The 20,776-nt window shown below is 68.1% G+C and carries 20 protein-coding genes; 6 read left to right on the top strand and 14 right to left on the bottom strand.

Going from position 1 to position 20,776, the window contains the following annotated elements:
• The first annotated feature begins 53 nt into the window (after positions 1 to 53).
• On the top strand, positions 54 to 1,007 hold the full coding sequence (locus AC3RCE_RS13825; RefSeq protein WP_218338522.1) for a ketopantoate reductase family protein: 954 nt from the start codon (positions 54 to 56) through the stop codon (positions 1,005 to 1,007).
• Positions 1,008 to 1,042: 35 nt separating this feature from the next.
• On the opposite strand, the gene metE is transcribed toward AC3RCE_RS13825, so the two are convergent.
• The gene (gene metE / locus AC3RCE_RS13820; protein ID WP_492253257.1) at positions 1,043 to 3,421 is read right to left on the bottom strand and encodes a 5-methyltetrahydropteroyltriglutamate--homocysteine S-methyltransferase; all 2,379 of its coding nucleotides are present in this window, start codon (positions 3,419 to 3,421) and stop codon (positions 1,043 to 1,045) included.
• 108 nt (positions 3,422 to 3,529) lie between these two features.
• Here metE and AC3RCE_RS13815 point away from each other — a divergent pair, with 108 nt between their 5' ends.
• Positions 3,530 to 4,456: a LysR family transcriptional regulator gene (locus AC3RCE_RS13815; RefSeq protein ID WP_492253256.1), complete on the top strand. Its 927-nt coding sequence runs from the start codon at positions 3,530 to 3,532 to the stop codon at positions 4,454 to 4,456.
• Here AC3RCE_RS13815 and AC3RCE_RS13810 read toward each other — a convergent pair.
• Positions 4,434 to 4,868: a nuclear transport factor 2 family protein gene (locus AC3RCE_RS13810; RefSeq protein ID WP_492253255.1), complete on the bottom strand. Its 435-nt coding sequence runs from the start codon at positions 4,866 to 4,868 to the stop codon at positions 4,434 to 4,436. The two genes, AC3RCE_RS13815 and AC3RCE_RS13810, sit on opposite strands and share 23 nt — an antisense overlap.
• Before the next feature lie 97 nt (positions 4,869 to 4,965).
• Between AC3RCE_RS13810 and AC3RCE_RS13805 the strand changes: the two genes are divergently transcribed.
• Together AC3RCE_RS13805 and AC3RCE_RS13800 are read left to right on the top strand one after the other, a co-directional pair.
• The gene (locus AC3RCE_RS13805) at positions 4,966 to 5,832 is read left to right on the top strand and encodes a LysR family transcriptional regulator (protein ID WP_492253254.1); all 867 of its coding nucleotides are present in this window, start codon (positions 4,966 to 4,968) and stop codon (positions 5,830 to 5,832) included.
• A gap of 110 nt (positions 5,833 to 5,942) precedes the next feature.
• Entirely contained in the window at positions 5,943 to 7,244 is a 1,302-nt protein-coding gene (locus AC3RCE_RS13800; RefSeq protein ID WP_492253253.1) for a M20/M25/M40 family metallo-hydrolase, read from the top strand.
• An 87-nt stretch (positions 7,245 to 7,331) separates the two neighbouring features.
• Here the strand turns inward: AC3RCE_RS13800 and AC3RCE_RS13795 are convergent, their stop codons facing one another.
• From AC3RCE_RS13795 to AC3RCE_RS13780, 4 genes are all read right to left on the bottom strand, one after another.
• A complete protein-coding gene (locus tag AC3RCE_RS13795; RefSeq protein WP_369642508.1) occupies positions 7,332 to 8,300 on the bottom strand; it encodes a 2-hydroxyacid dehydrogenase in 969 nt (322 codons plus the stop codon).
• Between the two features lie 76 nt (positions 8,301 to 8,376).
• Positions 8,377 to 8,838, bottom strand: coding sequence for a nuclear transport factor 2 family protein (locus AC3RCE_RS13790; RefSeq protein ID WP_369642507.1), 462 nt, complete (start codon positions 8,836 to 8,838; stop codon positions 8,377 to 8,379).
• Positions 8,839 to 8,971: 133 nt separating this feature from the next.
• Positions 8,972 to 9,883, bottom strand: a complete 912-nt coding sequence (kdgD, locus tag AC3RCE_RS13785; RefSeq protein WP_218295311.1) for a 5-dehydro-4-deoxyglucarate dehydratase — start codon at positions 9,881 to 9,883, stop codon at positions 8,972 to 8,974.
• Positions 9,884 to 9,933: 50 nt separating this feature from the next.
• Positions 9,934 to 10,905, bottom strand: coding sequence for a Bug family tripartite tricarboxylate transporter substrate binding protein (locus AC3RCE_RS13780; protein ID WP_218294926.1), 972 nt, complete (start codon positions 10,903 to 10,905; stop codon positions 9,934 to 9,936).
• Positions 10,906 to 11,278: 373 nt separating this feature from the next.
• Between AC3RCE_RS13780 and AC3RCE_RS13775 the strand changes: the two genes are divergently transcribed.
• On the top strand, positions 11,279 to 12,385 hold the full coding sequence (locus AC3RCE_RS13775; RefSeq protein WP_369642506.1) for a lactonase family protein: 1,107 nt from the start codon (positions 11,279 to 11,281) through the stop codon (positions 12,383 to 12,385).
• An 81-nt stretch (positions 12,386 to 12,466) separates the two neighbouring features.
• The gene (locus tag AC3RCE_RS13770) at positions 12,467 to 13,459 is read left to right on the top strand and encodes a Bug family tripartite tricarboxylate transporter substrate binding protein (RefSeq protein ID WP_218338531.1); all 993 of its coding nucleotides are present in this window, start codon (positions 12,467 to 12,469) and stop codon (positions 13,457 to 13,459) included.
• A gap of 69 nt (positions 13,460 to 13,528) precedes the next feature.
• Here AC3RCE_RS13770 and AC3RCE_RS13765 read toward each other — a convergent pair whose 3' ends face one another.
• The 8 genes from AC3RCE_RS13765 to AC3RCE_RS13730 all read right to left on the bottom strand — a co-directional run bounded on the left by AC3RCE_RS13765 (position 13,529) and on the right by AC3RCE_RS13730 (position 20,635).
• Positions 13,529 to 13,828, bottom strand: a complete 300-nt coding sequence (locus AC3RCE_RS13765) for a helix-turn-helix domain-containing protein (RefSeq protein ID WP_492246450.1) — start codon at positions 13,826 to 13,828, stop codon at positions 13,529 to 13,531.
• A gap of 236 nt (positions 13,829 to 14,064) precedes the next feature.
• A complete protein-coding gene (locus AC3RCE_RS13760; RefSeq protein ID WP_218338532.1) occupies positions 14,065 to 14,394 on the bottom strand; it encodes an EthD family reductase in 330 nt (109 codons plus the stop codon).
• Positions 14,395 to 14,558: 164 nt separating this feature from the next.
• A complete protein-coding gene (locus tag AC3RCE_RS13755; RefSeq protein ID WP_218338533.1) occupies positions 14,559 to 16,394 on the bottom strand; it encodes an ABC transporter ATP-binding protein in 1,836 nt (611 codons plus the stop codon).
• A 108-nt stretch (positions 16,395 to 16,502) separates the two neighbouring features.
• Positions 16,503 to 17,300 carry a sulfite exporter TauE/SafE family protein gene (locus tag AC3RCE_RS13750; protein WP_370627704.1) on the bottom strand — a complete coding sequence of 266 codons (798 nt, stop codon included), beginning with the start codon at positions 17,298 to 17,300 and terminating at the stop codon, positions 16,503 to 16,505.
• Between the two features lie 88 nt (positions 17,301 to 17,388).
• Positions 17,389 to 18,321, bottom strand: coding sequence for a LysR family transcriptional regulator (locus AC3RCE_RS13745; RefSeq protein ID WP_218338534.1), 933 nt, complete (start codon positions 18,319 to 18,321; stop codon positions 17,389 to 17,391).
• A gap of 23 nt (positions 18,322 to 18,344) precedes the next feature.
• Positions 18,345 to 18,812 carry a CopD family protein gene (locus AC3RCE_RS13740; protein ID WP_218294934.1) on the bottom strand — a complete coding sequence of 156 codons (468 nt, stop codon included), beginning with the start codon at positions 18,810 to 18,812 and terminating at the stop codon, positions 18,345 to 18,347.
• A 112-nt stretch (positions 18,813 to 18,924) separates the two neighbouring features.
• The gene (locus tag AC3RCE_RS13735) at positions 18,925 to 19,239 is read right to left on the bottom strand and encodes a hypothetical protein (RefSeq protein ID WP_218338535.1); all 315 of its coding nucleotides are present in this window, start codon (positions 19,237 to 19,239) and stop codon (positions 18,925 to 18,927) included.
• 31 nt (positions 19,240 to 19,270) lie between these two features.
• Positions 19,271 to 20,635: a sensor domain-containing protein gene (locus tag AC3RCE_RS13730; protein ID WP_218294936.1), complete on the bottom strand. Its 1,365-nt coding sequence runs from the start codon at positions 20,633 to 20,635 to the stop codon at positions 19,271 to 19,273.
• Positions 20,636 to 20,776 lie beyond the last annotated feature (141 nt).

Raw genomic sequence — 20,776 nt, 5'->3', positions numbered from 1 at the left:
ATAGTCTCAAGGCCCATCGGCCCAGCCTTCTTTTTGTGTCCCCCGGACTTTCCATGACCACAGCCGTTTCCTCCAGCGCCCCGCCCACCCCCGGCCCCTTGCTGCGCATCGCCGTCATGGGCGCGGGGGCGGTGGGCTGCTACTACGGCGCGCTGCTGGCACGCGCCGGGCACCCGGTGACGCTCATTGGCCGGCCCGCCCATGTGCAGGCTGTGCGCGAACGCGGGCTGCGCCTGCAGACAGCCGTGCTGGATGTGCAGGTGCCGCTGGCGGCCAGCACCGAGGCCAGCGCGGTGCTGGGGGCCGACGTGGTGCTGTTCTGCGTCAAGTCCTCGGACTCGGAGGACGCCGCGCGCGGGATGCGCCCGCACCTGGCGCCCGGCGCGCTGGTGCTGACCCTGCAGAACGGCGTGGACAACGACGAGCGCGTGCGCGCCGTGCTCGGCGCCAGCACCCCCGTGGCCGCCGCCGTGGTGTACGTCGCCACCGCCATGGGCGGCCCGGGGCATGTGGTGCACCATGGCCGGGGCGAGCTGGTGATTGCGCCATCGCCACGCAGCGGCGAGGCCGCCCGCCAGCTCACGGCGGCGGGCATCCCCACCCAGGTGTCAGACAACGTGCGCGGTGCGCTGTGGGCCAAGCTGGTGCTCAACAGCGCGTACAACGCGCTCTCGGCCCTGTCGCAACAGCCTTATGGCCCGCTGGTGCAGGTGCCCGGCGTGACGCAGGTGATCGCCGACATAGTGGCCGAATGCCTGGCCGTGGCCGCTGCGGACGGAGTGACGATTGCGGGCGACGTGCAGGCCGCCGTGCGCGGCATCGCTGCCACCATGCCCGGCCAGTTCTCGTCCACCGCACAGGACCTGGCGCGGGGCAAGCCCACCGAGATCGACCATCTGAACGGCTACGTCGTCAGGCGCGGGGCCGCCCTGGGCGTGCCCACGCCCCTCAACCACGCTTTGCTGGTCCTCGTGAAATTGGCGGAGATGAAGGGCGCTGCGGGCTGAGTGGGCGGCCAGGCGATCTCGCGGTCGGGCCTCCGTCATGCCAGGGCCGCTTCCTCCAGCAGCCGCTCGCGCACTTCCTGCGCCGCCTGCACCATGTGGCGCAGCGCGGCTTCGGTCTCGGGCCAGCCCCGGGTCTTGAGGCCGCAGTCGGGGTTTACCCACAGGTGCTCCACGGGCACCACCTCGGCGGCTTTTTCCAGCAGCGCGGCCATCTCCTGCACGCCGGGCACGCGGGGCGAGTGGATGTCGTACACGCCGGGGCCGATCTCGTTGGGATATTTGAAGTCGCCAAAACCCTGCAGCAGTTCCATGTCCGACCGGCTGGTCTCGATGGTGATCACATCGGCATCCATGGCCGCGATGGCGGGCAGGATGTCGTTGAACTCGCTGTAGCACATGTGGGTGTGGATCTGCGTGTCGTTGCGCACGCCGCTGGCGCTGATGCGGAAGGCGCGGGTGGCGCGCTCCAGATAGCTCTTCCACCCGGCGCGGCGCAGCGGCAGGCCCTCGCGGATCGCGGGCTCGTCGATCTGGATGATGGCGATGCCTGCGGCTTCCAGATCGCACACCTCGTCGCGGATCGCCCAGGCGATCTGGTCGGCCGTGGTGGCGCGCGGCTGGTCGTCGCGCACGAAGCTCCACTGCAGGATGGTGATGGGTCCGGTGAGCATGCCCTTCAAGGGGCGGTCGGTCAGGCTCTGCGCGTACTGCGTCCAGGCCACGGTCATGGGCGTGGGGCGGGCCACGTCGCCGTAGATGATGGGCGGCTTCACGCAGCGCGAGCCATAGCTTTGCACCCAGCCGTTGGCGGTGAAGGCAAAGCCGTCGAGCTGCTCGCCAAAGTATTCGACCATGTCGTTGCGTTCGGCCTCGCCGTGCACCAGTACATCAATGCCCAGCGCTTCCTGCTTGCGCACTGCGAGTGCAATTTCGGCCTCCATCTTCTGTTGGTAGTGGGCCGCGTCGAGCGCACCACGCTTGAAGGCGGCGCGTGCGGCGCGGATCTCGGCCGTCTGTGGGAACGAACCAATCGTGGTCGTGGGCAGCAGCGGAAGTTTCAGCCGTGCGCGCTGTGCCTTTTGCCTGGCGGGAAAGGCGTCGTGGCGCTGGTCGGCCCCCGGCGCAGCGGCGGCCAGGCGGGCGGCCACGGTGGCACGGTGAACGCGGGGGCTGGCGCGGCGGGCGGCCAGGGCGATGCGGGCGGCGTGCAATTCATCGTCCACCGCAACCTCGCCTTGCGACAAGGCGGTGGAGAGCACACGCAGCTCGTCGAGCTTTTCGACGGCAAACGCCAGCCAGGATTTCACTTCGGCATCCAGCTGCGTTTCGGCCTCTAAGCTGAACGGCACATGCAGCAGCGAGCACGACGGTGCCACCCACAGCTCGCCCTGGTGCTTGTCGGCCACAGGGCGCAGCTTGGTCAGAGCGGCATCGAGGTCGGTGCGCCAGATGTTGCGGCCGTCCACGATGCCCACCGACAGCACCTTGTGCGAGGGCAGCCAGTCCGCCACGCCCACCAACTCATCCGGCGCGCGCACGGCGTCCACATGCAGGCCCGCCACGGGCAGCTGGCAGGCCAGGCGCAGGTTTTCGGCCAGTGGCGAGAAGTACGTGGCCAGCAGCAACTTGGGCGCGCTGCGCGCCAGTTGCCAGTAGCTGGGTTCGAACGCATGGCGCCAGGTGTCGGGCAGGTCCAGGCCCAGGATGGGTTCGTCGATCTGCACCCATTCCACGCCCTGGGCTTTCAGGCGCGCCAGCACGGTTTCGTACACCGGCAGCAATGACTCCAGCAGGCTGAAGCGGTCAAAACCCGCCGTTTTGGATTTGCCCAGCCACAAAAAGCTCAGCGGCCCCAGCAGAACCGCCTTGACGCGGTGGCCCAGGGCCTGGGCCTCGGCCACTTCGGCGAACAGGCGTTCGCTGGCCAGGTGGAACTGGGTGTGGGCGCTGAACTCGGGCACGAGGTAGTGGTAGTTGGTGTCGAACCACTTGGTCATCTCCAGCGCGGGCTGGCCGGTGGTGTGCTTTGCGGTGCAACCGGCGCTGCAGCCTTGGTGGTCTTCGGCGGCGTGGGCCGACACGCCCCGCGCCATCGCAAAGTAGCGCGCCAGCTCGGGCGTGTGGGCGTCAAAGCCAAAGCGCGCAGGCTCGCAGCCCAGCAGCTGGATGTGGTTGGCCACGTGGTCGTACAGCGCAAAGTCGCCCACCGTCACACAACCCAGGCCCGCATCGGCCTGTGCCTGCCAATGCAACTGGCGCAATTGGGCGGCGGTGGCCTGCAGCTCGGCCTCGGTGCTGTCGCCGCGCCAGAAGGACTCGAGCGCGAATTTCAGTTCGCGCTGCGCCCCCATGCGCGGAAAACCCAGTGTGTGCGTGAGCACAGGGCGAGAGGAGGATTGGGCGGCGAGCGACATGGTGATTTCCTTCTTCTGAATGGAGCAGTGCAATGAAGGCACCGATGGTCGCGCGGGCTCGTTTATTATTCAAACGAAAGTTTTATGCGATCAACTTGAAAATTAATAATGAATCAGTCGATTCTAGAAGTGCGCCACCTGCGCACCCTGGTCGCCCTGCGCGACAGCGGCAGCCTGGTGCGGGCCGCGCAGCTGCTCAACCTCACGCAGTCGGCGCTGTCGCACCAGATCAAGCTGCTGGAGGACCGCTATGGCCAGCCGCTGTTTGAGCGCAAGTCCGTCCCGCCGCAGTTCACCGCCGTGGGCGAACGCCTGCTGGCCCTGGCCGATGCCATGCTGCCGCAGGTGGAGGGAGCCGAGCGCGACATTGCCCGCCTGGTGCTGGGGCAGGGCGGGCAGATGCGCATTGCGGTGGAATGCCACACCTGCTTTGACTGGCTCATGCCCGCCATGGACGCGTTTCGCACCCGCTGGCCCGAGGTGGAGCTGGACATCGTGAGCGGCTTTCACGCCGACCCCGTGGGCCTGCTGCACCAGGGCCGGGCCGACGTGGCCATCGTGTCGGAGGTGGATGCCGACGAGGCGGGCGTGGACTACCACGCGCTGTTTGGCTTCGAGATCCGCGCGCTGCTGGCCAACACGCACCCGCTGGTCGCCAGGCCGCACCTGGTGGCGCAGGACTTTGCCGACCAGACCATCATCACCTACCCCGTGCCGGACGAAATGCTGGACCTGATTCGCCAGGTGCTGGAGCCCGCCGGGGTGCGCCCCCCGCGCCGCACCACCGAGCTGACGGTGGCCATGCTGCAGCTGGTGGCCAGCGGGCGCGGCGTGGCGGCGCTGCCGCTGTGGGCGGTGCAGAGTTACCTGGACCGGGGGTATGTGACGGCCAGGCCCATCGGAGCCCGGGGGTTGCGGGGCGAACTGCACGCCGCCTGCCTGCCCAGCCTGTCGGCCAAGCCGTACCTGCAGGACTTTGTGCAGGTCACGCGCGAGACGAGTTTTGTCACGCTCAAGGGCGTGGAGTTGTTGTGATAATCGGATCAGGCGCGTACTTGTCGCCCACCTCTTCGCGCAGCGGGTGGGTGTCGTAGACGATGTTCATGTCGCGGATGCGGGTGCTGCCCGCGTCGAACGTGAACACATCCACGCAGGTGAAAGTCACCTCCCGGCCATCGTTCAAGGTCCAGTCGTAGCGGAAATAGGCGGCGACCCGCACGGCGCCGCCGCTTTCTGGTTGGGCGGAGGCGAACAGATCCAGCACGGTGATCACGCTGCCGCTGGAGGCCTGGGCGAGCTTCTTGAAAAAGTCGCTCGCGCGCATCGTGCCCAGGAACGGCGAGTGCACCATGCCATCGTCTTCAAAACAGGCAATCAGCCCGTCGGTATGACTGGCATGCAGGTGGGCGAGGTAGGTGCGGACGGTGTCGATGGGGGAATGGCTCATACGTGGCGATGCAAAGGGCGTGGAGTGGAGTGCGTAGCTTCGCCAACTCCGCGCCGCACGACAAGAGACAATGGTGGCTTGTACATAAAAGGTGTTTATGTATCTGCGCTACCTGCAATACCTCCGTGCGGTCATCGAACAGGGCTCGTTCGCCTTGGCGGCCAAGGCCTGCGGCGTGTCGCAGCCTGCGATCAGCCATGGCATGAAGGCACTGCAAGTCCACTTCGCGAAGCCCTTGCTGGTGCAGGAAGGGCGCCGCCATGTGCCCACCGACCTGGCCCGGGCTGTAGCCGCGCAGGCCCTGCACCTGGCACAAGGGGTTGAGGCGCTGCCCCGCGCGTCAGTGGCTGCGGCAGACCGCTACCTGCTGCGGGTAGGGCTCACGTCTTCAGCGGCGCTGGTCTGTGGCCCGCTGCTGTATGCCAGCTGGTGCCTGCCCAACGCCCGGCGCTCGCTGGAGATGGCGACGGCCGATGAAGGCAGTCTGCTGGAGGGCCTGCTGCAGCGGCGCTTTGATGCGGTCATTGCCCCCAAACCGCGCAAGTTTGCGCATCCCGATGTGACGGAGCGCCCCCTGTACGAGTTGCATCCCCAGGTCTATGCGCGCAAGGGCCACCCATGGGTCCGGGCCCAGTCGCTGGCGCAACTGCAGGGCGCTGCGTGGGCCTGTGTGGGGCCCAGTGTCAGCGGGCCGGTGGATGTGTTGACGGAAGCGCACCGTGTGCGCCGCATGCCCGCGCCCAAGATGTCCGTGCGCTGCCCCGACTTTGCCAGCCTGCTGCACCTGGTGGCGCAGTCCGACCTGCTGGCTGTTGTGCCGCACCCTGCGTTGCTGGGCGGTGCGTCCACGCTGGTGGCGCCCCTGCGGCTGGCGGAATCTCTGCCGCTGTATGGCATGTGGCTGTTTGAACCCCGGGGCCACAAGTCACGGCTGAGCCCCGAGGTGTTTGCGCCTGCGGGCTGAGTCTGGCGCGCAGGCGCTGACCGAAGCATTGCAAGGAGGATCAGTGTTTGAAATTGGTGTTGCAAGACTCCATAATCGCTTTCCTCATCCCTTCACCGAGCCTTTGCACCATGCACCATCCGCAGCGCCGCCCACACTCAGCCCCTTCGTTTGTCCGCCCCCTGATGGCCTCGCTGGCGCTGGCGTTTGCCGCCGCCGTGGCCCACGCTGCGCCGGTGGCTGATGTCCACGCGCTGGCCCAGAAGGAGCAGCAGCCGCTGCTCGACACCCTGCGCGACCTGGTGCACATCGAGTCGGGCAGCAAGGACATCGAGGGCCTGAACCAGATCGCCGAGCGCATTGCCAGCCAGCTCAAGCAACTGGGCGGCACGGTGGACGTGCTGCAGACCAGCGACATCTACCGCCTGGACGACACGCCCGAGAAGGTGGGCCCTGCCGTGCAGGCCGTGTTCAAGGGCACGGGCAGCAAGAAGATCATGCTCATCGCGCACATGGACACGGTGTACCTGAAAGGCATGCTCAAAGGCCAGCCGTTCCGCATCGATGGCGACAAGGCCTATGGCCTGGGCATTTCGGACGACAAGCAGGGCATCGCGCTCATCATCCACACCGTGGCCCTGCTGCAAAAGCTCAGCTTCAAGGACTACGGCACGCTCACCGTGCTGATCAATGGCGACGAGGAAATCAGCTCGCCCGGCTGGCGCAGCACCATCACCCGTGTGGCGTCCGAGCAGGATGTGGTGTTGTCGTTCGAAGGCGGCGGCACCGACGGCACGCTGCGCCTGGCCACCAGCGGCATCGGGGCGGCCTACCTCACGGTGCAGGGCAAGGCATCGCACGCCGGGGCCAAGCCCGAGGATGGCGTGAACGCGCTGTACGAACTGTCGCACCAGTTGCTGCAGATGAAGGACCTGTCGAAGAACGACGAAGGACTCAAGCTCAACTGGACCGTCTCCAAGTCCGGCACCAACCGCAATGTGATCCCCGCAGAAGCCACGGCCCAGGCCGATGCCCGCGCGCTCAAGGTGGCGGACTTTGACGGGTTGGAGAAATCGCTGCAGGAGAAGATCAAGACCCGGCTGCTGCCCGCCTCCAAGGTGGACGTGAAGTTCGAGGTGCGCCGGCCGCCGCTCGAAGCCAGCGAGGCATCGCGCCGTGTGGCCGGTTACGGCAAGGTCATCTACCAGGAGTTGGGCCTGCCGCTCAACGTGGTCGAGAAAGCCACCGGGGGCGGCACCGATGCGGCCTTTGCGGCGCTCAAGACCAAGGGCGCGGTGGTGGAGGGTATGGGCCTGTCGGGCTACGGCGCCCACTCCAACGATGCGGAGTACGTGCAGATCAATACCATCGTGCCGCGCCTGTACCTGGCCACGCGCATGATCATGGACATCTCGCGCGACAGGCTGAAGTGACTCCCTGAGCCGCTTCGTGCCTCCCCCTGCGGGGGCGTCTCCGGTGCTGCAGGGCGAGGAGCCAGACATGGAAGCGCTGTTTACGGCTTACTCAAGTACCAAGGTGCCAGGCACCGGCGCCAGCACGGCACCGGTGGTGTAGAACGATTCCAGGTTTTCCAGCACCAGGTCGGCCATCGCGCGTCGGGTTTCGTGCGTGGCGCTAGCGGTGTGCGGCGTCAGCACCACGTTGTCCAGCGCCATCAGCGCGGCGGGCACGGTGGGCTCGTTCTCGAACACGTCCAGCCCGGCACCGGCGATGCGGCGTTCGGTCAGCGCTTCGATCAATGCGGCTTCGTCCACCACGCTGCCGCGCGCCACATTGACGAGGTAGCCGTTCGGCCCCAGGGCATCCAGCACATCGCGATTGACGAGGTGGCGCGTGCCAGCGCCGCCCGCCACGGTCAGCACCAGGTAGTCGGCCCACTGCGCCAGCGCGGTCAAGGACGCGAAGTAAGGGAGTGCGCAGCCCTCGGCCTGCCGACGGTTGTGGTAGCCCACCTGCATGCGGAAGCCGCCCGCACGATCGGCCACCGCCTGGCCGATGCGGCCCATGCCCACGATGCCCAGGCGCTTGCCCGACACGCGGCTGCCGAGCGCATACCTGGCCTTCGGCCATTCGCCACGGCGCACAAAACGGTCGCTGGCGGCAAGGTTGCGCGACACATCCAGCATCAGCGCAAACGCCATGTCGGCCACACAGTCGTTGAGCACGCCGGGCGTGTAGCCCACCTGCACGCCACGCGCCTTGGCCGCATCGATGTCCAGCGCGTCAAAGCCCACGCCAAAGCTGCTGATGACCTGGAGGTGGGGCAGCGCGGCGATGACCTCGCCCTTGAGGCCGATGGCGGCGGTGGTCACCACCCCGGTGAACTCCGCACCGTGTGACGCCAGAAAAGCCGCTGGATCGGGCTGTTCGGCCAGGCAGGCGACGCTGTAACGGGCCGCCAGTTCGGCCTCCAGCGCGGGAAGGGGCAGGCGGCCGATTTGCAGGATGCGAGGGGGAGTCGTGGTCATGGTTTCGTGGGGCAACAGTGCCAAAAAATGCAACGGGCGGCATACGGCGGCACACTGCCGCCCCGATGTGTCTACATCATGCCGCGACGCGCACGGCCTGGCGCGCCAGCAGCTTCCACTGGCCGCCTTGCTGCTGCCACACGCCCAGGATCTTGATCTGCACCTTGCCGGGCTTGCCCGAGTCATTGGTATCGGCCGTGAGGGTGTGGCGCACGATGGCGGTGTTGCCCACGACCTTGATGGTCTGGTCGGAGATGGCGATGGTGACGAAGTCGGATTTTCCTGCGATCAGGTCGCCGATGAAACTGTCCTTGGTGTCCACGCGGCCCCCCGAATGGCCGTAGCTCAGGTCGTCGGCGACGAGTTGGGCGAGGGCCGTGGGCGTGGGATCGATCATGGCCACGCGGAGTTTTTCCGCAGCCGCGGCCACCGATTGCTCGGACGATGCCGAAGATGCAGCGGGTGCGCTGGTGGCGCAGCCCGTGAGCGCGGCAATGGCCAAGGCGGCGGCGGTGGCGAAAACGATTTGCTTGAACATCTTGTCTGTCTCCGTTGTGGTGTTGGGGATGTGTGTGCGTGCCACGGCTGCACCACGCGCCCGTGCACGGCCAGGCGCGTGGTGGAATGCAACCAAAGAAGAGGGGCCTGGCTTGCCAGGCCTCTCGGCGCGCTTACTGCGGGCCGAGCTTGTCGATGAGCGCCTTGAGCTCTTCCATCTCGCTGGGCTTCAAGTCCGTCAGCGGCGCGCGCACCGGCCCACCGTCATGGCCCACGATCCTGGCGCCCGCCTTGATGATGCTCACGCCATAGCCCTCCACCCGGTTGCGGATGGCCAGGTAGGGCATGAAGAACTCCTTGAGCAGCCTGTGCTGCGTGGCCGTGTCGTCGGCCGCCACGGCCTTGTAGAAGTCCATCGCCGTCTTGGGAATGAAGTTGAACACTGCGGACGAATACACCGGCGTGCCCAGCGCCTTGTAGGCCGCCGCATACACCTCGGCCGTGGGCAGGCCGCCCAGGTAGGAGAAGCGGTCACCCATCTTCATGAAGATGGAAGACATGGTCTCGATGTTGCCCACGCCGTCCTTGAAGCCGATCAGGTTGGGGCAGCGGTCGGCCAGGATGGCCAGGGAATCGGCAGTCAGCTTGGTGCGGTCGCGGTTGTAGACGATCACGCCGAACTTCACGCTGTTGCACACGGCGGCCACATGCTCGATCAGGCCCTCCTGGCCGGCTTCGGTCAGGTAGTGGGGCAACAGCAGGATGCCGTGGGCGCCCAGGCGCTCGGCCTCCTGGGCATGGGCGATGGCGGTGCGGGTGGGGCCGCCGGCGCCGGCAATGATGGGCACCTTGCCGCGGCAGGTGTCCACGGCGGTCTTGATGACCTGGCCGTACTCGGGGCCCGAGAGCGAGAAATACTCGCCCGTGCCGCCGGCGGCGAACAGGGCGCTGGCGCCATAGGGGGCCAGCCACTCCAGGCGCTCGATGTAGGTCCTGGGGCGGAATTCACCCTGCTCGTCGAAGTCCGTGATGGGGAAGGACAGCAGGCCGGAGCCCATGATGGATTTGAGGTCTTGCGGGGTCATGGTCATTGCAACGAGGGAGAAAGGTGAATGAAACAGGGGGTGTGAAGTGCTCAGTCGAGCTTGATGTTGGCGGCCTTGACCACGCTGGCCCAGCGCGCACGCTCCTTGACGAAGAACTGGTCCTGCTCGGCGGAGGTCATGGTCACCACCTCGGCGCCCTGGCCGGCCAGGCGCGAGCGGATCTCGGGTGCGCGGATGGCGGTGATGAGGGCCTTGTTGAGCTTTTGCACGACGGCATCCGGCGTGCCGCGTGGCAGCAGCACGCCTTGCCAGGTGCCGGACTCGTAGCCGGCCACGCCCTGCTCGGCAATGGTGGGCACGTCGCCGATCAGGGGCATGCGCGTGGACTTGGACACGCCCAGCACCTTGAGCTTGCCGCTCTGCACCTGGGGCAGGGTGGCCAGCATGCCGTTCATCAGCACCTGGGTCTGGCCGGCGACGGTGTCCTGGATGGCGGTGACGCCGCCCTTGTAGGGGATGTACTGCCAGCGCGCGCCGCTGGCGCGCTCCAGCGCTACGCCAGCCAGGTGGGGAGCGCTGCCGGTGGCCGTGACGGCAAAGTTCAGGTCGTTCTTCTTGGAGTAGGCGACCAGCTCCTTGAGGTTGCTCACGGGCACCGAAGGGTGCACCACCAGCAGGTGGGGCGAGTACGCCAGCATGGTCACGCCGCGCAGGTCCTTGGAAGGGTCGAACGACAGCTTGGTATAGACCGAGGGGCTGATGGCCAGCGCGCCCACGTCGCACAGCAGCATGGTGTAGCCGTCCGGCTCGGCCTTGGCGACGAAGTCCGCCCCCAGGTTGCCGTTGGCCCCGGGCTTGTTCTCGACGATGACGGTCTGCTTGAGCGCCTCGGACAGCGACTGGCTGATCGAGCGCGCAATGATGTCCGAGCTGCCGCCTGGAGGGTAGGGCACCACGATGCGCAGCGTCTTTGCTGGCCATTCCGCCGTCTGGGCGGTGGCGGAGGCTGCGGCCAGGGCGGCGGTACAGGCCAGGAGGATGGCGCGTCGGTTCAAGGTCATGGAATGTCTCCGTTGCATGGGTTGTTGTTAGTCATCGTACAACTAGATGCCATCCAAAACAACCGACCGGCCTGAAAATATCGGGTTTACCCTTAAAAAATCAGGGTAAGTACCAAGGTTTTGTGAGGCTGTTTCCTTATGGTGACAGGGGTTCGGCGCACCAATCGACTGTCAGGAAACTTCGGGTAATCCCTTTAGGGTGCCAGGTGGGAGTGGCTCCACAATCGCCTCTTTGTTGTATGACGACATATGACAAAAGACTCCCACCCCGCGCCGGGCAGGCCGTGAAATCGCCCGGCGGGAAACGACCACCATGGCAACGCGAGTGCGCTGTTCCCCAGCCTTCGCGCCGCCATCTGCCCAAGGAATACGGATGATTGCAGCACTTCGCTTCCGCCGCAGGGCCGCACGGCTGGCGCATGTGGCCGTTGCCGTGGCCGCCGCACTGGCCACGCCGGGCGCCTGGGCCGCTACCTGGGTCTATGTCTCCAACGCGGACAGCCAGGACGTGTCGGTGTTCGAACTGGACCGCAGCGCCGCCGCGCTCAAGCCGGTGGACACCACGCCGCTGGGCGGCATGGCGATGCCCATGGCCGTGAGCCCGGACAAGAAGATGCTGTACGTGGCGCTGCGCTCACAGCCGTTCAGGGTGGTGAGCCTGGCGATCGACCCGGCCAGCGGCAAGCTGCGCAAGCTGGGCGAGGCCCCGCTGGCCGACAGCATGGCCAACATCGACACCGATGCCACCGGGCGCTGGCTGTTCGCGGCCTCGTACCCCGGCCACAAGATCACGGTCAACAGCATTGGCAAGGACGGCGCGGTGGGGGCGGTGCAGCAGCTCATTCCCACGGCGCCGAATGCGCATGCCATCCATGCGGATGCCGCCAACCGCCATGTGTTCGCCACCAGCCTGGGCGGAGACAACCTCTCGGCCTGGCGCTTCGATGCCGAGACGGGCAGGCTCAGCGCGCACGAGCCCGCCCTCACCACCGTCGCCCCTGACAAGTCGGGCCCGCGCCACTTCGTGTGGGACAAGGGCCAGCGCTTCATGTATGTGCTCAACGAACTGGACGCCGCCGTGCACGTGCTGGCCTACGACTCGGCGCGGGGCACGCTGCGCCCAGTGCAGCGCGCCACGGCGCTGCCCGCAGGGTTTGCGGGAAAGCCCTGGGCCGCTGACATTCACCTGTCGCCCGACGGCCGCACGCTGTATGCGTCGGAGCGCACTTCCAGCACCCTCAGCAGCTTCCGCGTCGACGCGGTCACGGGCCAGCTGCAGCCGCTGGGCCAGGTGCCCACGGAAAAGTCCCCGCGCGGCTTTGCGGTGGACTCTTCGGGCCGCTTCCTGGTCGCGGCGGGGCAGGAGTCCCACCAGGTGTCGCTGCACCCCATCGACCCCGCCACCGGCGTTCCGGGCACCCCCACGCGCGTGCCAGCGGGCAAGAACCCCAACTGGGTCGAGATCGTTGACCTGCCTTGAGACGGACTGAACCGTGGAAATGCCTGAACGGTTCTTCCATTCGGTCCCGCCATCCACCATCCACAAACCAGGAGACCCTTCATGCAACGCAGAACCCTCATCCACACAGCGGCCCTGGCTGCCGCCGTGGGCCTCATCGGCCTGCCCACCGCCGCCCAGGGCACCTGGCCCACGGGCAAGCCCATCAGCTACGTGGTGCCGTTTGCCGCTGGCGGCACCACCGACACGCTCGGCCGCCTGATCGGCCAGCAACTGGGCACCGCCCTGGGGACCACCGTGGTGGTCGAGAACAAGGGTGGCGCGGCCGGCAGCATCGGCTCGGAAGCCGCGGCGCGCGCCGCGCCCGACGGTTACACGCTGCTGGGCGGCACCGTCAGCTCCCACGCCATCAACGTCAGCCTGTACCCGAAGCTGGGCTACGACCCCATCAAGTCGTTCAGCCCCGTGACGCTGATCGGCACCAATCCGGTGGTGCTGGTGGTGTCGGCCAACAGCCCGCACAAGACGCTCAAGGACGTGCTGGCCGCCGCCAAGGGCAAGGAGGGCGGCCTGTCGTCGGCCTCCGCCGGCACCGGCAGCTCGCAGCACCTGGCCGTGGAACTGCTGGCCTACAAGTCGGGCGTGAAGTTCACGCACATCCCGTACAAGGGCAGCGGCCCCGCCATCCAGGACGTGATCAGCGGCCAGGTCGACATGATGTTCGACACCACCGTGGTCGCCGCCCCGCACATCCAGAGCGGCAAGCTGCGCGCCATCGCGGTGACCTCGCCCAAGCGCCTGGCCTCCATGCCCGACGTGCCCACGGTGGCCGAATCGGGCGTGAATGGCCTGGCGGACTTCCAGGTGCAGTCGTGGCAGGCGATCTTCGTGCCGGCCGGCACGCCCGCGCCCACCGTCACGCGCCTGCACGACGAGATCCGCAAGATCCTGGCCCAGCCCGACATGCAAAACCGCCTGAAGGGCTTTGGCATGGAGCCGGCCGACATGACCACCGCCCAGATCGCCAGCTTCCAGAAGGCCGAGGTGGACAAGTGGGCCCAGGTGATCAAGGCCGCCAACATCAAGGTGGACTGAGCCACCCGCTGTTTCGGCAATCTCCCTGCAGGCAGTTGGCGGAAGGGTCTTCGGACCGTTCCGCTTTTTTCATGGGGCGACGCCGGATGGGGCCGCACCGGAGCGCCGGGCCAGCACGTAATCGGGATGCTGCCCCGTGAGCAGCAGGAACATCGCGTAGACGGGCCCCTGCATGTTGCGCTCGTCGGTGGTGCTCTCCAGCGCCTGCCAGGTGCGCGACTGCACGCCCCCCCGGCTGCCGGTCTGCAGCGGATAGCCCATCAATTCCGCGGCCTGGGCCTGGCTGAGCCCGGCAGCGGCGCGGCTGGCCTTGAGCTGGTCGCCGGTGGGCGCGGGCATGTCGAGTGGGATGGGGGTGCTGGTGGTCATGGAGCTGCGGCCTGGAATGTATGTTGCTATTAAATTTATAGCTTGATGCGCAATGCAAACCTGCGCGAGGGCCTATTTTTATCCATGTGGGGCCGGGCGGCGCTGCCGGTTGCCTTCCCCGGCCTTGGACTGGCCATCCACCGCGTGCCACGTGCTGGCCGCCGTGCCGGGGCCGGGCAGGGCGGTGTGTGCGCCTGTTGCCCAAGGCCGTGCGCGAGCGGTGGATCGACGCGCTCTCAGGCCGTTGCCACCTCGTGCGCCAGCATCTGCGCGAAGTAGGACTCGGGCGTGATGTTGGTGTAGTTGGGGATGTCCACCGTCAGTTGCGCCGCCGTTTGCCTGGCTGCGGCCTGGGCCTGCTTCAGGTCGCTGAAGAACGCGTTGGTCAGCGCCACCACCTGGCCGGGGCGGGGCTCGCCGGGGTAGAGCACGCGGTCGCTCTCGAGCCGCACCAGGCCCAGGGGCTGAAGCGCCGCGCGGGCGATGCGCATGTGTTCGCCGTGGTAGTAGTCGTGGTTGAACGTGGCGCCTTCGCGCCAGCGGTACACCGCCGTGACCTTGATCATCGGATCGTCTCCTTCGGTTGGCCAGGCCACCATGGCCCGTGCAGGGCTGCAACGGTAGAACGTGCGCGGGCCGCGCACAGCCGCCTGGGCGACAGGCCGGTGCCGTGCTGTCGCGTGGGTGGCAGGCAGCCCGGCTGGCTGGCTGGGCGGCGAGGCAGTGGCTGTCAGTCTTCTTCCGATTCGCCCAGGAATCCGCCGCTCTGGTGCCCCCACAGGCGTGCATACACGCCGCCCTGGCCCAGCAGCTGCGCGTGCGTGCCTTCTTCCACGATGCGGCCCGCGTCCATCACGATGAGGCGGTCCATGGCCGCGATGGTGGACAGGCGGTGCGCAATCGCGATCACGGTCTTGCCCTGCATCAGGCTGTCCAGGCTTTGCTGGATGGCGGCCTCCACCTCGGAGTCGAGCGCGCTGGTGGCTTCGTCGAGCAGCAGGATGGGCGCGTCCTTGAGCATCACCCGCGCGATCGCGACCCGCTGGCGCTGGCCGCCCGACAGCTTCACGCCGCGTTCGCCCACATGCGCCTCGTAGCCCGTGCGGCCTTGCAGGTCGGTCAGCGTGGCGATGAAGTCCGCCGCCTCGGCGCGCTCGGCCGCCTTGTGCAGGTCGGCCTCGCTCGCGTCGGGGCGGCCGTACAGGATGTTGTCGCGCATGGAGCGGTGCAGCAGCGAGGTGTCCTGCGTCACCATGCCGATGGAGCGGCGCAGGCTGTCCTGCGTGACGTGGGCGATGTCCTGGCCATCGATGAGGATGCGGCCCGAGCTGACGTCGTGAAAGCGCAGCAGCAGGTTCACCAGCGTGGACTTGCCGGCGCCCGAACGGCCGATGAGCCCGATCTTCTCGCCCGGCCGGATGACCAGGTTCAGCCCGTCGATCACGGGCCGGCCGTTGCCATAGGCAAAGCTCATGTTGTCAAAGCGCACCTCGCCCTGGGTCACGGCGAGTGGCTGGGCATCGGGTGCATCCACCACCGTGCGCGGCCTGGTCAGCGTGTTGATGCCGTCCTGGATGGTGCCCACGCTCTCGAACAGGGTGGTCATCTCCCACATCACCCAGTGCGCGTGGCCCGACACGCGCAGCGTCATGGCGGTGACGGCGGCCACGGCGCCCGCGCCCACCTCGCCGAGCGACCACAGCCACAGCGCCGTGCCGCACGCACCCAGGATCATGACCACCACCAGGATGTGATTCACGATCTCGAAGAGGCTCACCAGGCGCATCTGCGCGTAGCCGGTGAGCTTGAAGGCGTCCATGGCCGCGCGCGCGAATTCGGATTCGCGGCGCGTGTGCGAGAACAGCTTGACGGTGGCGATGTTGGTGTAGGCATCGGTGATGCGCCCGGTCATCACCGAGCGCGCATCGGCCTGGGCCTTGCCCACCTTGCCCAGGCGCGGCACGAAATACCAGCAAGCCAGCCCGTAGGCCACCATCCAGGCGGCGAACGGGGCCAGCAGCCGCACGTCAAACCCGGCCAGCAGCACGAGGATGGTGACGAGGTAGACGCCCATGCCGATCACCACGTCGGTGGTGGTGAAGATCATGTCGCGCACGGCCAGCGCGGTCTGCATGATCTTGGTGGTGATGCGGCCCGCGAACTCGTCGGCATAGAAGGCCATGCTCTGGCCCAGCATCAGGCGGTGGAAGTTCCAGCGCAGGCGCAGCGGGAAGTTGATGGCCAGCACCTGGTGCTTGATGGCCGTCTGCAGCGCCACCAGGCCCACGGAGCCCAGCAGCAGCGCGGTGATGCCGAGGATGGAGGCCTTGTGCTGCGTCCACAGCGCACCGGGTGCGACGGTGGAGAGCCAGTCGACCACATGGCCGAGCACGGCGAACAGCAGGGCTTCGTACACCGCGATGGCGGCGGACAGCCCCGCCATCGTGGCGACGTAGCCACGCAGGCCACGCGTGCCATCCCAGACGAAGGCCATGAAGTCCTTCGGGGGCAGGTGGGGTTCGGCGGGGGGATAGGGGGGAAGGCGGTTTTCGAAAAACTTGAACACGTAGCGCGGCTCCTCTTCGCCCGATGGTAGAGGACCGGGGCGCGGCGCGCGCGCCGGCGGGCCCTTGTCCGCAACCCAAGTAGGTGAACCGGCGGCCGGGGCCTGCGGCTATGCGCCCGCCCACTGCCGCCACAGCAGCAGCACGCCCGAGCACAGCACCACCCCGTGGACCACGCGCAGAAATTGTTCGCGCGACAGGCGCAGCGTGATGCGCCGCCCGATGGCCGTGCCCAGCAGCATGGCCGGCACCAGCGCGGCCGCCAGCACCAGCATCGGCGCCTGCGCGTACACACCCGCCAGCAGGAACAGCACCGCGCGGGTCAGCGTGCTCAGCCCGATCAGGGTGGACTGCGTGACGCGGATACGGTCCTTGTCGTCCAGCCGCCCCGCCAGGTAGATGGCATAGAGAAAACCGCCGCTTCCAAAGAGGGCCGAGAAGATGCCGCCGATGAAGCCAAAGGGGAGGGCCGCGCGCGGGGGCAGCGCCGACCGGGGCTTGTGGCCGCTCAGCGCATGGAGCGCATAGCCCGTGGCGAATGCGCCCAGGGCCCACTGCAGTGCATCGGGCCTCCCCCAGAGCAGCAGCGCGGCCCCCGCGAGGCTGCCCGCGGCCAGGAACGGGACCAGGCGGCCCAGCTCGGCGCTGTCAGCCGCATGGCGGTCGCGTGCGATGTTGGTGGCGGCGGCGAAAAAATCGAGCAGCGCCAGCAGCGGCACGATGGTCGCGACGGGGATGAAGTGGGCCAGCACCGGCCCGGCCACCAGGGCGGTGCCGAAACCGGCCATGCCGAAGATCACGTAGGCGGCGGTCACCCCCGCGCAGATGAGGGCCAGTTGCCACGGCTGGACGGCGGGCAGAAAGTCGGCAAGGGTGGAGAGCGGCATGGTGGCGGGGGCAACAGGCACGGTGGACGAATGCGATGCACTCTACCGGCGGTCCCCCTGCACATCCAATACCGAATGGGGCGGGTATCTATCTCGAAATCAGCTGGGTTCAGCCCGCAGGCGGGTGGGAGCCGGGGGCCTGTGGCAGCGGGGCGAAGCTGCGCACCATGGCATCCGCGAACTGCTGCACCAGGGGCGCTGCGTCCTGGCGCCACAAGACCAGCACCGCCGTGCGGTGACCCGTGCTCCCGGCCAGTGGGCGCACGGGCACACCCGGCGGTGCCCATGCCGCCAGCGATTCGGGCATCACCGCCACGCCAAAACCTCCCTGCACCAGGGCCAGCTGCGACCATTTGCGCGAGCGTACCCGCGCGCTGCGCGGCTCGAACCCGGCCGCCCGGCACAGCTGGGCCACGTGGTGGCTGAGGCCGCCCCGGTCCAGGTGGGGCGTGGCCACGAAGGACTCCCCGCGCAAGTCGCCCAGTGCGATCTCGGGCGCTTGCGCCAGCGCATGGCCGGGGGGCAGGGCCACCACCAGGCCCTCGGTGTACAGCGGCTCATAGTGCATGCCGGGGTAGCGGCGCAGCACCGGCGCGCGCGCCAGGCCCATGTCGGCGCGCGCCTGGGCGATGTCGGGGGCCTGGTGCTCGGACGAGGATTGCGATACCTCGACCGACACCCCCGGGTGCTGCGCCAGATGGCGGCGCAGAAAGGACTGCAGCGCGGGCGTGAGCGGCACCGAGCTGGCATGCAGCAGGTGCACCGTGCCCTCGATGCCGCGCTGCGCATCGCGCGCGTTGACGGCGGCCTGCTGCAGGTCGGCGAGGATGCGGCGCGCGTCGGCATACAGCGACCGCCCCGCGGGGGTGGCCTGCAGGTGCCGCGTGCCGCGCTCGAGCAGGGGTACCTGCAGCGCCTGTTCCATGTCCTTGACCTGGCGGCTCAGCGCCGACTGGGCGATGAACAGCCGCTCGGCCGCCAAGCTGAAGCTGCCCGCGTCCACGATGTCCACGAAGTAGCGCAGCTGCTTGTGCGTGAGCATGGGCAGGAAGCGGCGGTGCGCCGTCAGGCCAGCAGGGTGACGACGATCGTGACCACGCCCAGCGCCAGATTGACGCCTACCCAGCTGCGGATGCTGGCGAGGGCCTGGCCGCCGGCAGGCCAGTCCGAGGCGGCCACCGCGCGCTGCAGGCGCCTGAACAGCGCGAAGCGGATGTGGCCGAAGATGGCCATCATCACCAGGCCCAGGGTGGCCATGACGGTCCAGTCCAGCGGCATGGAAAACGAGCCGCCGGCCTGCACGGCCTGCCTGGCCACGCGGCCGATCATCCACAGCCCGCTGGCCAGCACGACCACGACGGCCACCGACACCGCCGCGAGAAAGCGCTGGAGCACGTCGTGCATCAGCCGCACGCGCTGCGCGGGCTCCAGCGACTGCGCGGCGGGGCGCAGGAAGAAATGCGCGAACACCATGCCTCCTATCCACACCACGATGGACAGGACATGGGCGAGCTTGAGGGCGTTGTAGAGCATGGGGGCGGGGCCGTAGGCCGTGGGTGAAGGGCGCGGGTGCGAAAGGCGCATTGTGCAGCGACATCGCCGCCAGCCGCCGGGGGGCGTGGCGCAGCGGCTTGCCGGGCGGTGGCTAGTGCCCCGCCCGGTGGCCCCGGGCCGGGCGCAGGCTTCGCACGGCGCGCAGCAGGGCCGGCCCCGCCAGGGCGAGCGCGAGCAGCCCCCAGGTGGCCAGGTAGCACCAGCTGGCTGGGCCTTCGCGGCCCATGCTTTCGATGCCGGTCGTGCGCTCCAGCCACGACCAGAACGGAAAGGCCGCGAACGTGAGGACCATCGCCACCGGCAAGGCCAGCACGGCAAGGCCCAGCCGCTTCAGCAACTGCAGGGCCGCCGCGCGGCGGCGGGGCGTGGGCGCGGCGCAGGTGTCGCCGGGGCGTGGGGCGTGCATGGCGGTCCGGTGGTGCGGGCGGCCCAGGCCGCTACGGGCCCCTGTCCGCGCGGGGCTGCGGCGCAAGCCGCACCTGGTTGCCCCCGTTTTTCTTCGAGAGGTACATGGCGGCGTCGGCGTGGCCCAGCAGGTGGTGCACCTCGCTGCCGTGCTCGGGGTGCAGGGCCACCCCGATGCTGGGGTGGATCGCCAGCCTCGTGCCCTCCAGGTCGAAGGCCTGGCCGAATGCCGCCAGGATCTTTTCGGCCACCGCCGTGGTGTGCCCTTGCGCGGGGCCATGCTCGAGCAGCACCACGAACTCGTCGCCGCCCAGGCGGGCCACGGTGTCGGAGCCGCGCACGCATTCCAGCAGCCGCTGCGCCACCCGCTGCAGCAGCAGGTCGCCCATGGCATGGCCCAGGGTGTCGTTCACGTCCTTGAAATGGTCCAGGTCGATGAACAGCAGCGACAGCTGGCCCTGGTCCCGCCGGGCGCGGGCGAGGGCGGTCTTCAGTCGGTCCAGGAACAGCTGGCGGTTGGGCAGGTGCGTGAGCTGGTCGTACTGCGCCATGTGCTCCAGGCGCTCGTGCATCTGCTGGCGTTCGATGGCGGCCGCGACCTGGGTGGAGACGAACTGCAGGAGCTCCTTGTCCTTGTCGGTGTAGCGGTACTGCCCGGTATGGCTTTGCAGCACCAGCGCGCCGATGGCGCCCTGCGGTGTCTGCAGCGGCACGCCCAGCCAGTACAGCGGAAGGTGTTCGTGCGGCACCTCCACGGGCAGCCCGGCCCGCGTGGTGGGCGTGAGCAGCAGGGTGCTGCCGTTGCGGATGACCTCGGCGCACAGCGAATCGCGCACCAGCGCCATGGGGGCGGGCATGGGCAGCCCGTCGCTCACGTGGTAGGGAAAGCTCAGAGCGCCGTTCTCGCGGTCGTACAGCGCCACCGAAAAATCGGTGGCGGGCAGCAGCTGCCCGACGGTGTGGTGGATGCGCCCGAACAGCGTATCCAGGTTGGGCGCTGTCTGCGCCGCTTCGGAGATCGCGTAGATCGCCCCGCGCATGGACTCGGTGAACTTGCGTTCGGTGATGTCGTGGGCCACGGCCAGCCGCAGCTGCCGGTCGGGCAGCCAGCGCGCCGTCCAGCGGATGTGCGCGACGGTGCCGTCCTTGCGCACATAGCGGTTCTCGAACTGAAGCTGCAGATGGCCCTCGGTCACGCTGCGCGCCTGGCGCTCGGTGGCCTCGAGGTCTTCGGGGTGGACCATGTCCAGCATGCGCCGCCCCACCACCTCCTGGGGCGCATAGCCAAAGATGCGCTCGAAGGCAGGGCTCACGAACACGATCCGGCTGTCGGCTTGCACGATGCAGACGGCATCCAGCAGCAGGTCTACGATGTTCGCGGAAGAAATGCTTTGCATTGGCAGGGCGCGCACAAGGTACGGAAAACCCATTGTGCAGCGCGGCCCGCGGCTGTGCCGTGGCGTGTGCGTAAAACGCTACGCCGTCGCGCGCTGGCTTGACGCCCGCGGATTGGCCGCACCGCGTGGCGTCAGGCCGTT

This window comes from Acidovorax sp. GW823-FHT05D11, assembly GCF_058795695.1.
The sequence above is the reverse complement of the archived record's forward strand: the minus strand, read 5'-3'. Positions and strand labels throughout refer to the sequence as shown.

Bases quoted from the DNA above. Each gene is read 5' to 3' on its own strand.
- AC3RCE_RS13825 (WP_218338522.1), top strand. From the start codon at position 54: ATGACCACAGCCGTTTCCTCCAGCGCCCCGCCCACCCCCGGCCCCTTG.
- metE (WP_492253257.1), bottom strand. From the start codon at position 3,421: ATGTCGCTCGCCGCCCAATCCTCCTCTCGCCCTGTGCTCACGCACACA.
- AC3RCE_RS13815 (WP_492253256.1), top strand. From the start codon at position 3,530: ATGAATCAGTCGATTCTAGAAGTGCGCCACCTGCGCACCCTGGTCGCC.
- AC3RCE_RS13810 (WP_492253255.1), bottom strand. From the start codon at position 4,868: ATGAGCCATTCCCCCATCGACACCGTCCGCACCTACCTCGCCCACCTG.
- AC3RCE_RS13805 (WP_492253254.1), top strand. From the start codon at position 4,966: ATGTATCTGCGCTACCTGCAATACCTCCGTGCGGTCATCGAACAGGGC.
- AC3RCE_RS13800 (WP_492253253.1), top strand. From the start codon at position 5,943: ATGCACCATCCGCAGCGCCGCCCACACTCAGCCCCTTCGTTTGTCCGC.
- AC3RCE_RS13795 (WP_369642508.1), bottom strand. From the start codon at position 8,300: ATGACCACGACTCCCCCTCGCATCCTGCAAATCGGCCGCCTGCCCCTT.
- AC3RCE_RS13790 (WP_369642507.1), bottom strand. From the start codon at position 8,838: ATGTTCAAGCAAATCGTTTTCGCCACCGCCGCCGCCTTGGCCATTGCC.
- kdgD (WP_218295311.1), bottom strand. From the start codon at position 9,883: ATGACCCCGCAAGACCTCAAATCCATCATGGGCTCCGGCCTGCTGTCC.
- AC3RCE_RS13780 (WP_218294926.1), bottom strand. From the start codon at position 10,905: ATGACCTTGAACCGACGCGCCATCCTCCTGGCCTGTACCGCCGCCCTG.
- AC3RCE_RS13775 (WP_369642506.1), top strand. From the start codon at position 11,279: ATGATTGCAGCACTTCGCTTCCGCCGCAGGGCCGCACGGCTGGCGCAT.
- AC3RCE_RS13770 (WP_218338531.1), top strand. From the start codon at position 12,467: ATGCAACGCAGAACCCTCATCCACACAGCGGCCCTGGCTGCCGCCGTG.
- AC3RCE_RS13765 (WP_492246450.1), bottom strand. From the start codon at position 13,828: ATGACCACCAGCACCCCCATCCCACTCGACATGCCCGCGCCCACCGGC.
- AC3RCE_RS13760 (WP_218338532.1), bottom strand. From the start codon at position 14,394: ATGATCAAGGTCACGGCGGTGTACCGCTGGCGCGAAGGCGCCACGTTC.
- AC3RCE_RS13745 (WP_218338534.1), bottom strand. From the start codon at position 18,321: ATGCTCACGCACAAGCAGCTGCGCTACTTCGTGGACATCGTGGACGCG.
- AC3RCE_RS13740 (WP_218294934.1), bottom strand. From the start codon at position 18,812: ATGCTCTACAACGCCCTCAAGCTCGCCCATGTCCTGTCCATCGTGGTG.
- AC3RCE_RS13735 (WP_218338535.1), bottom strand. From the start codon at position 19,239: ATGCACGCCCCACGCCCCGGCGACACCTGCGCCGCGCCCACGCCCCGC.
- AC3RCE_RS13730 (WP_218294936.1), bottom strand. From the start codon at position 20,635: ATGCAAAGCATTTCTTCCGCGAACATCGTAGACCTGCTGCTGGATGCC.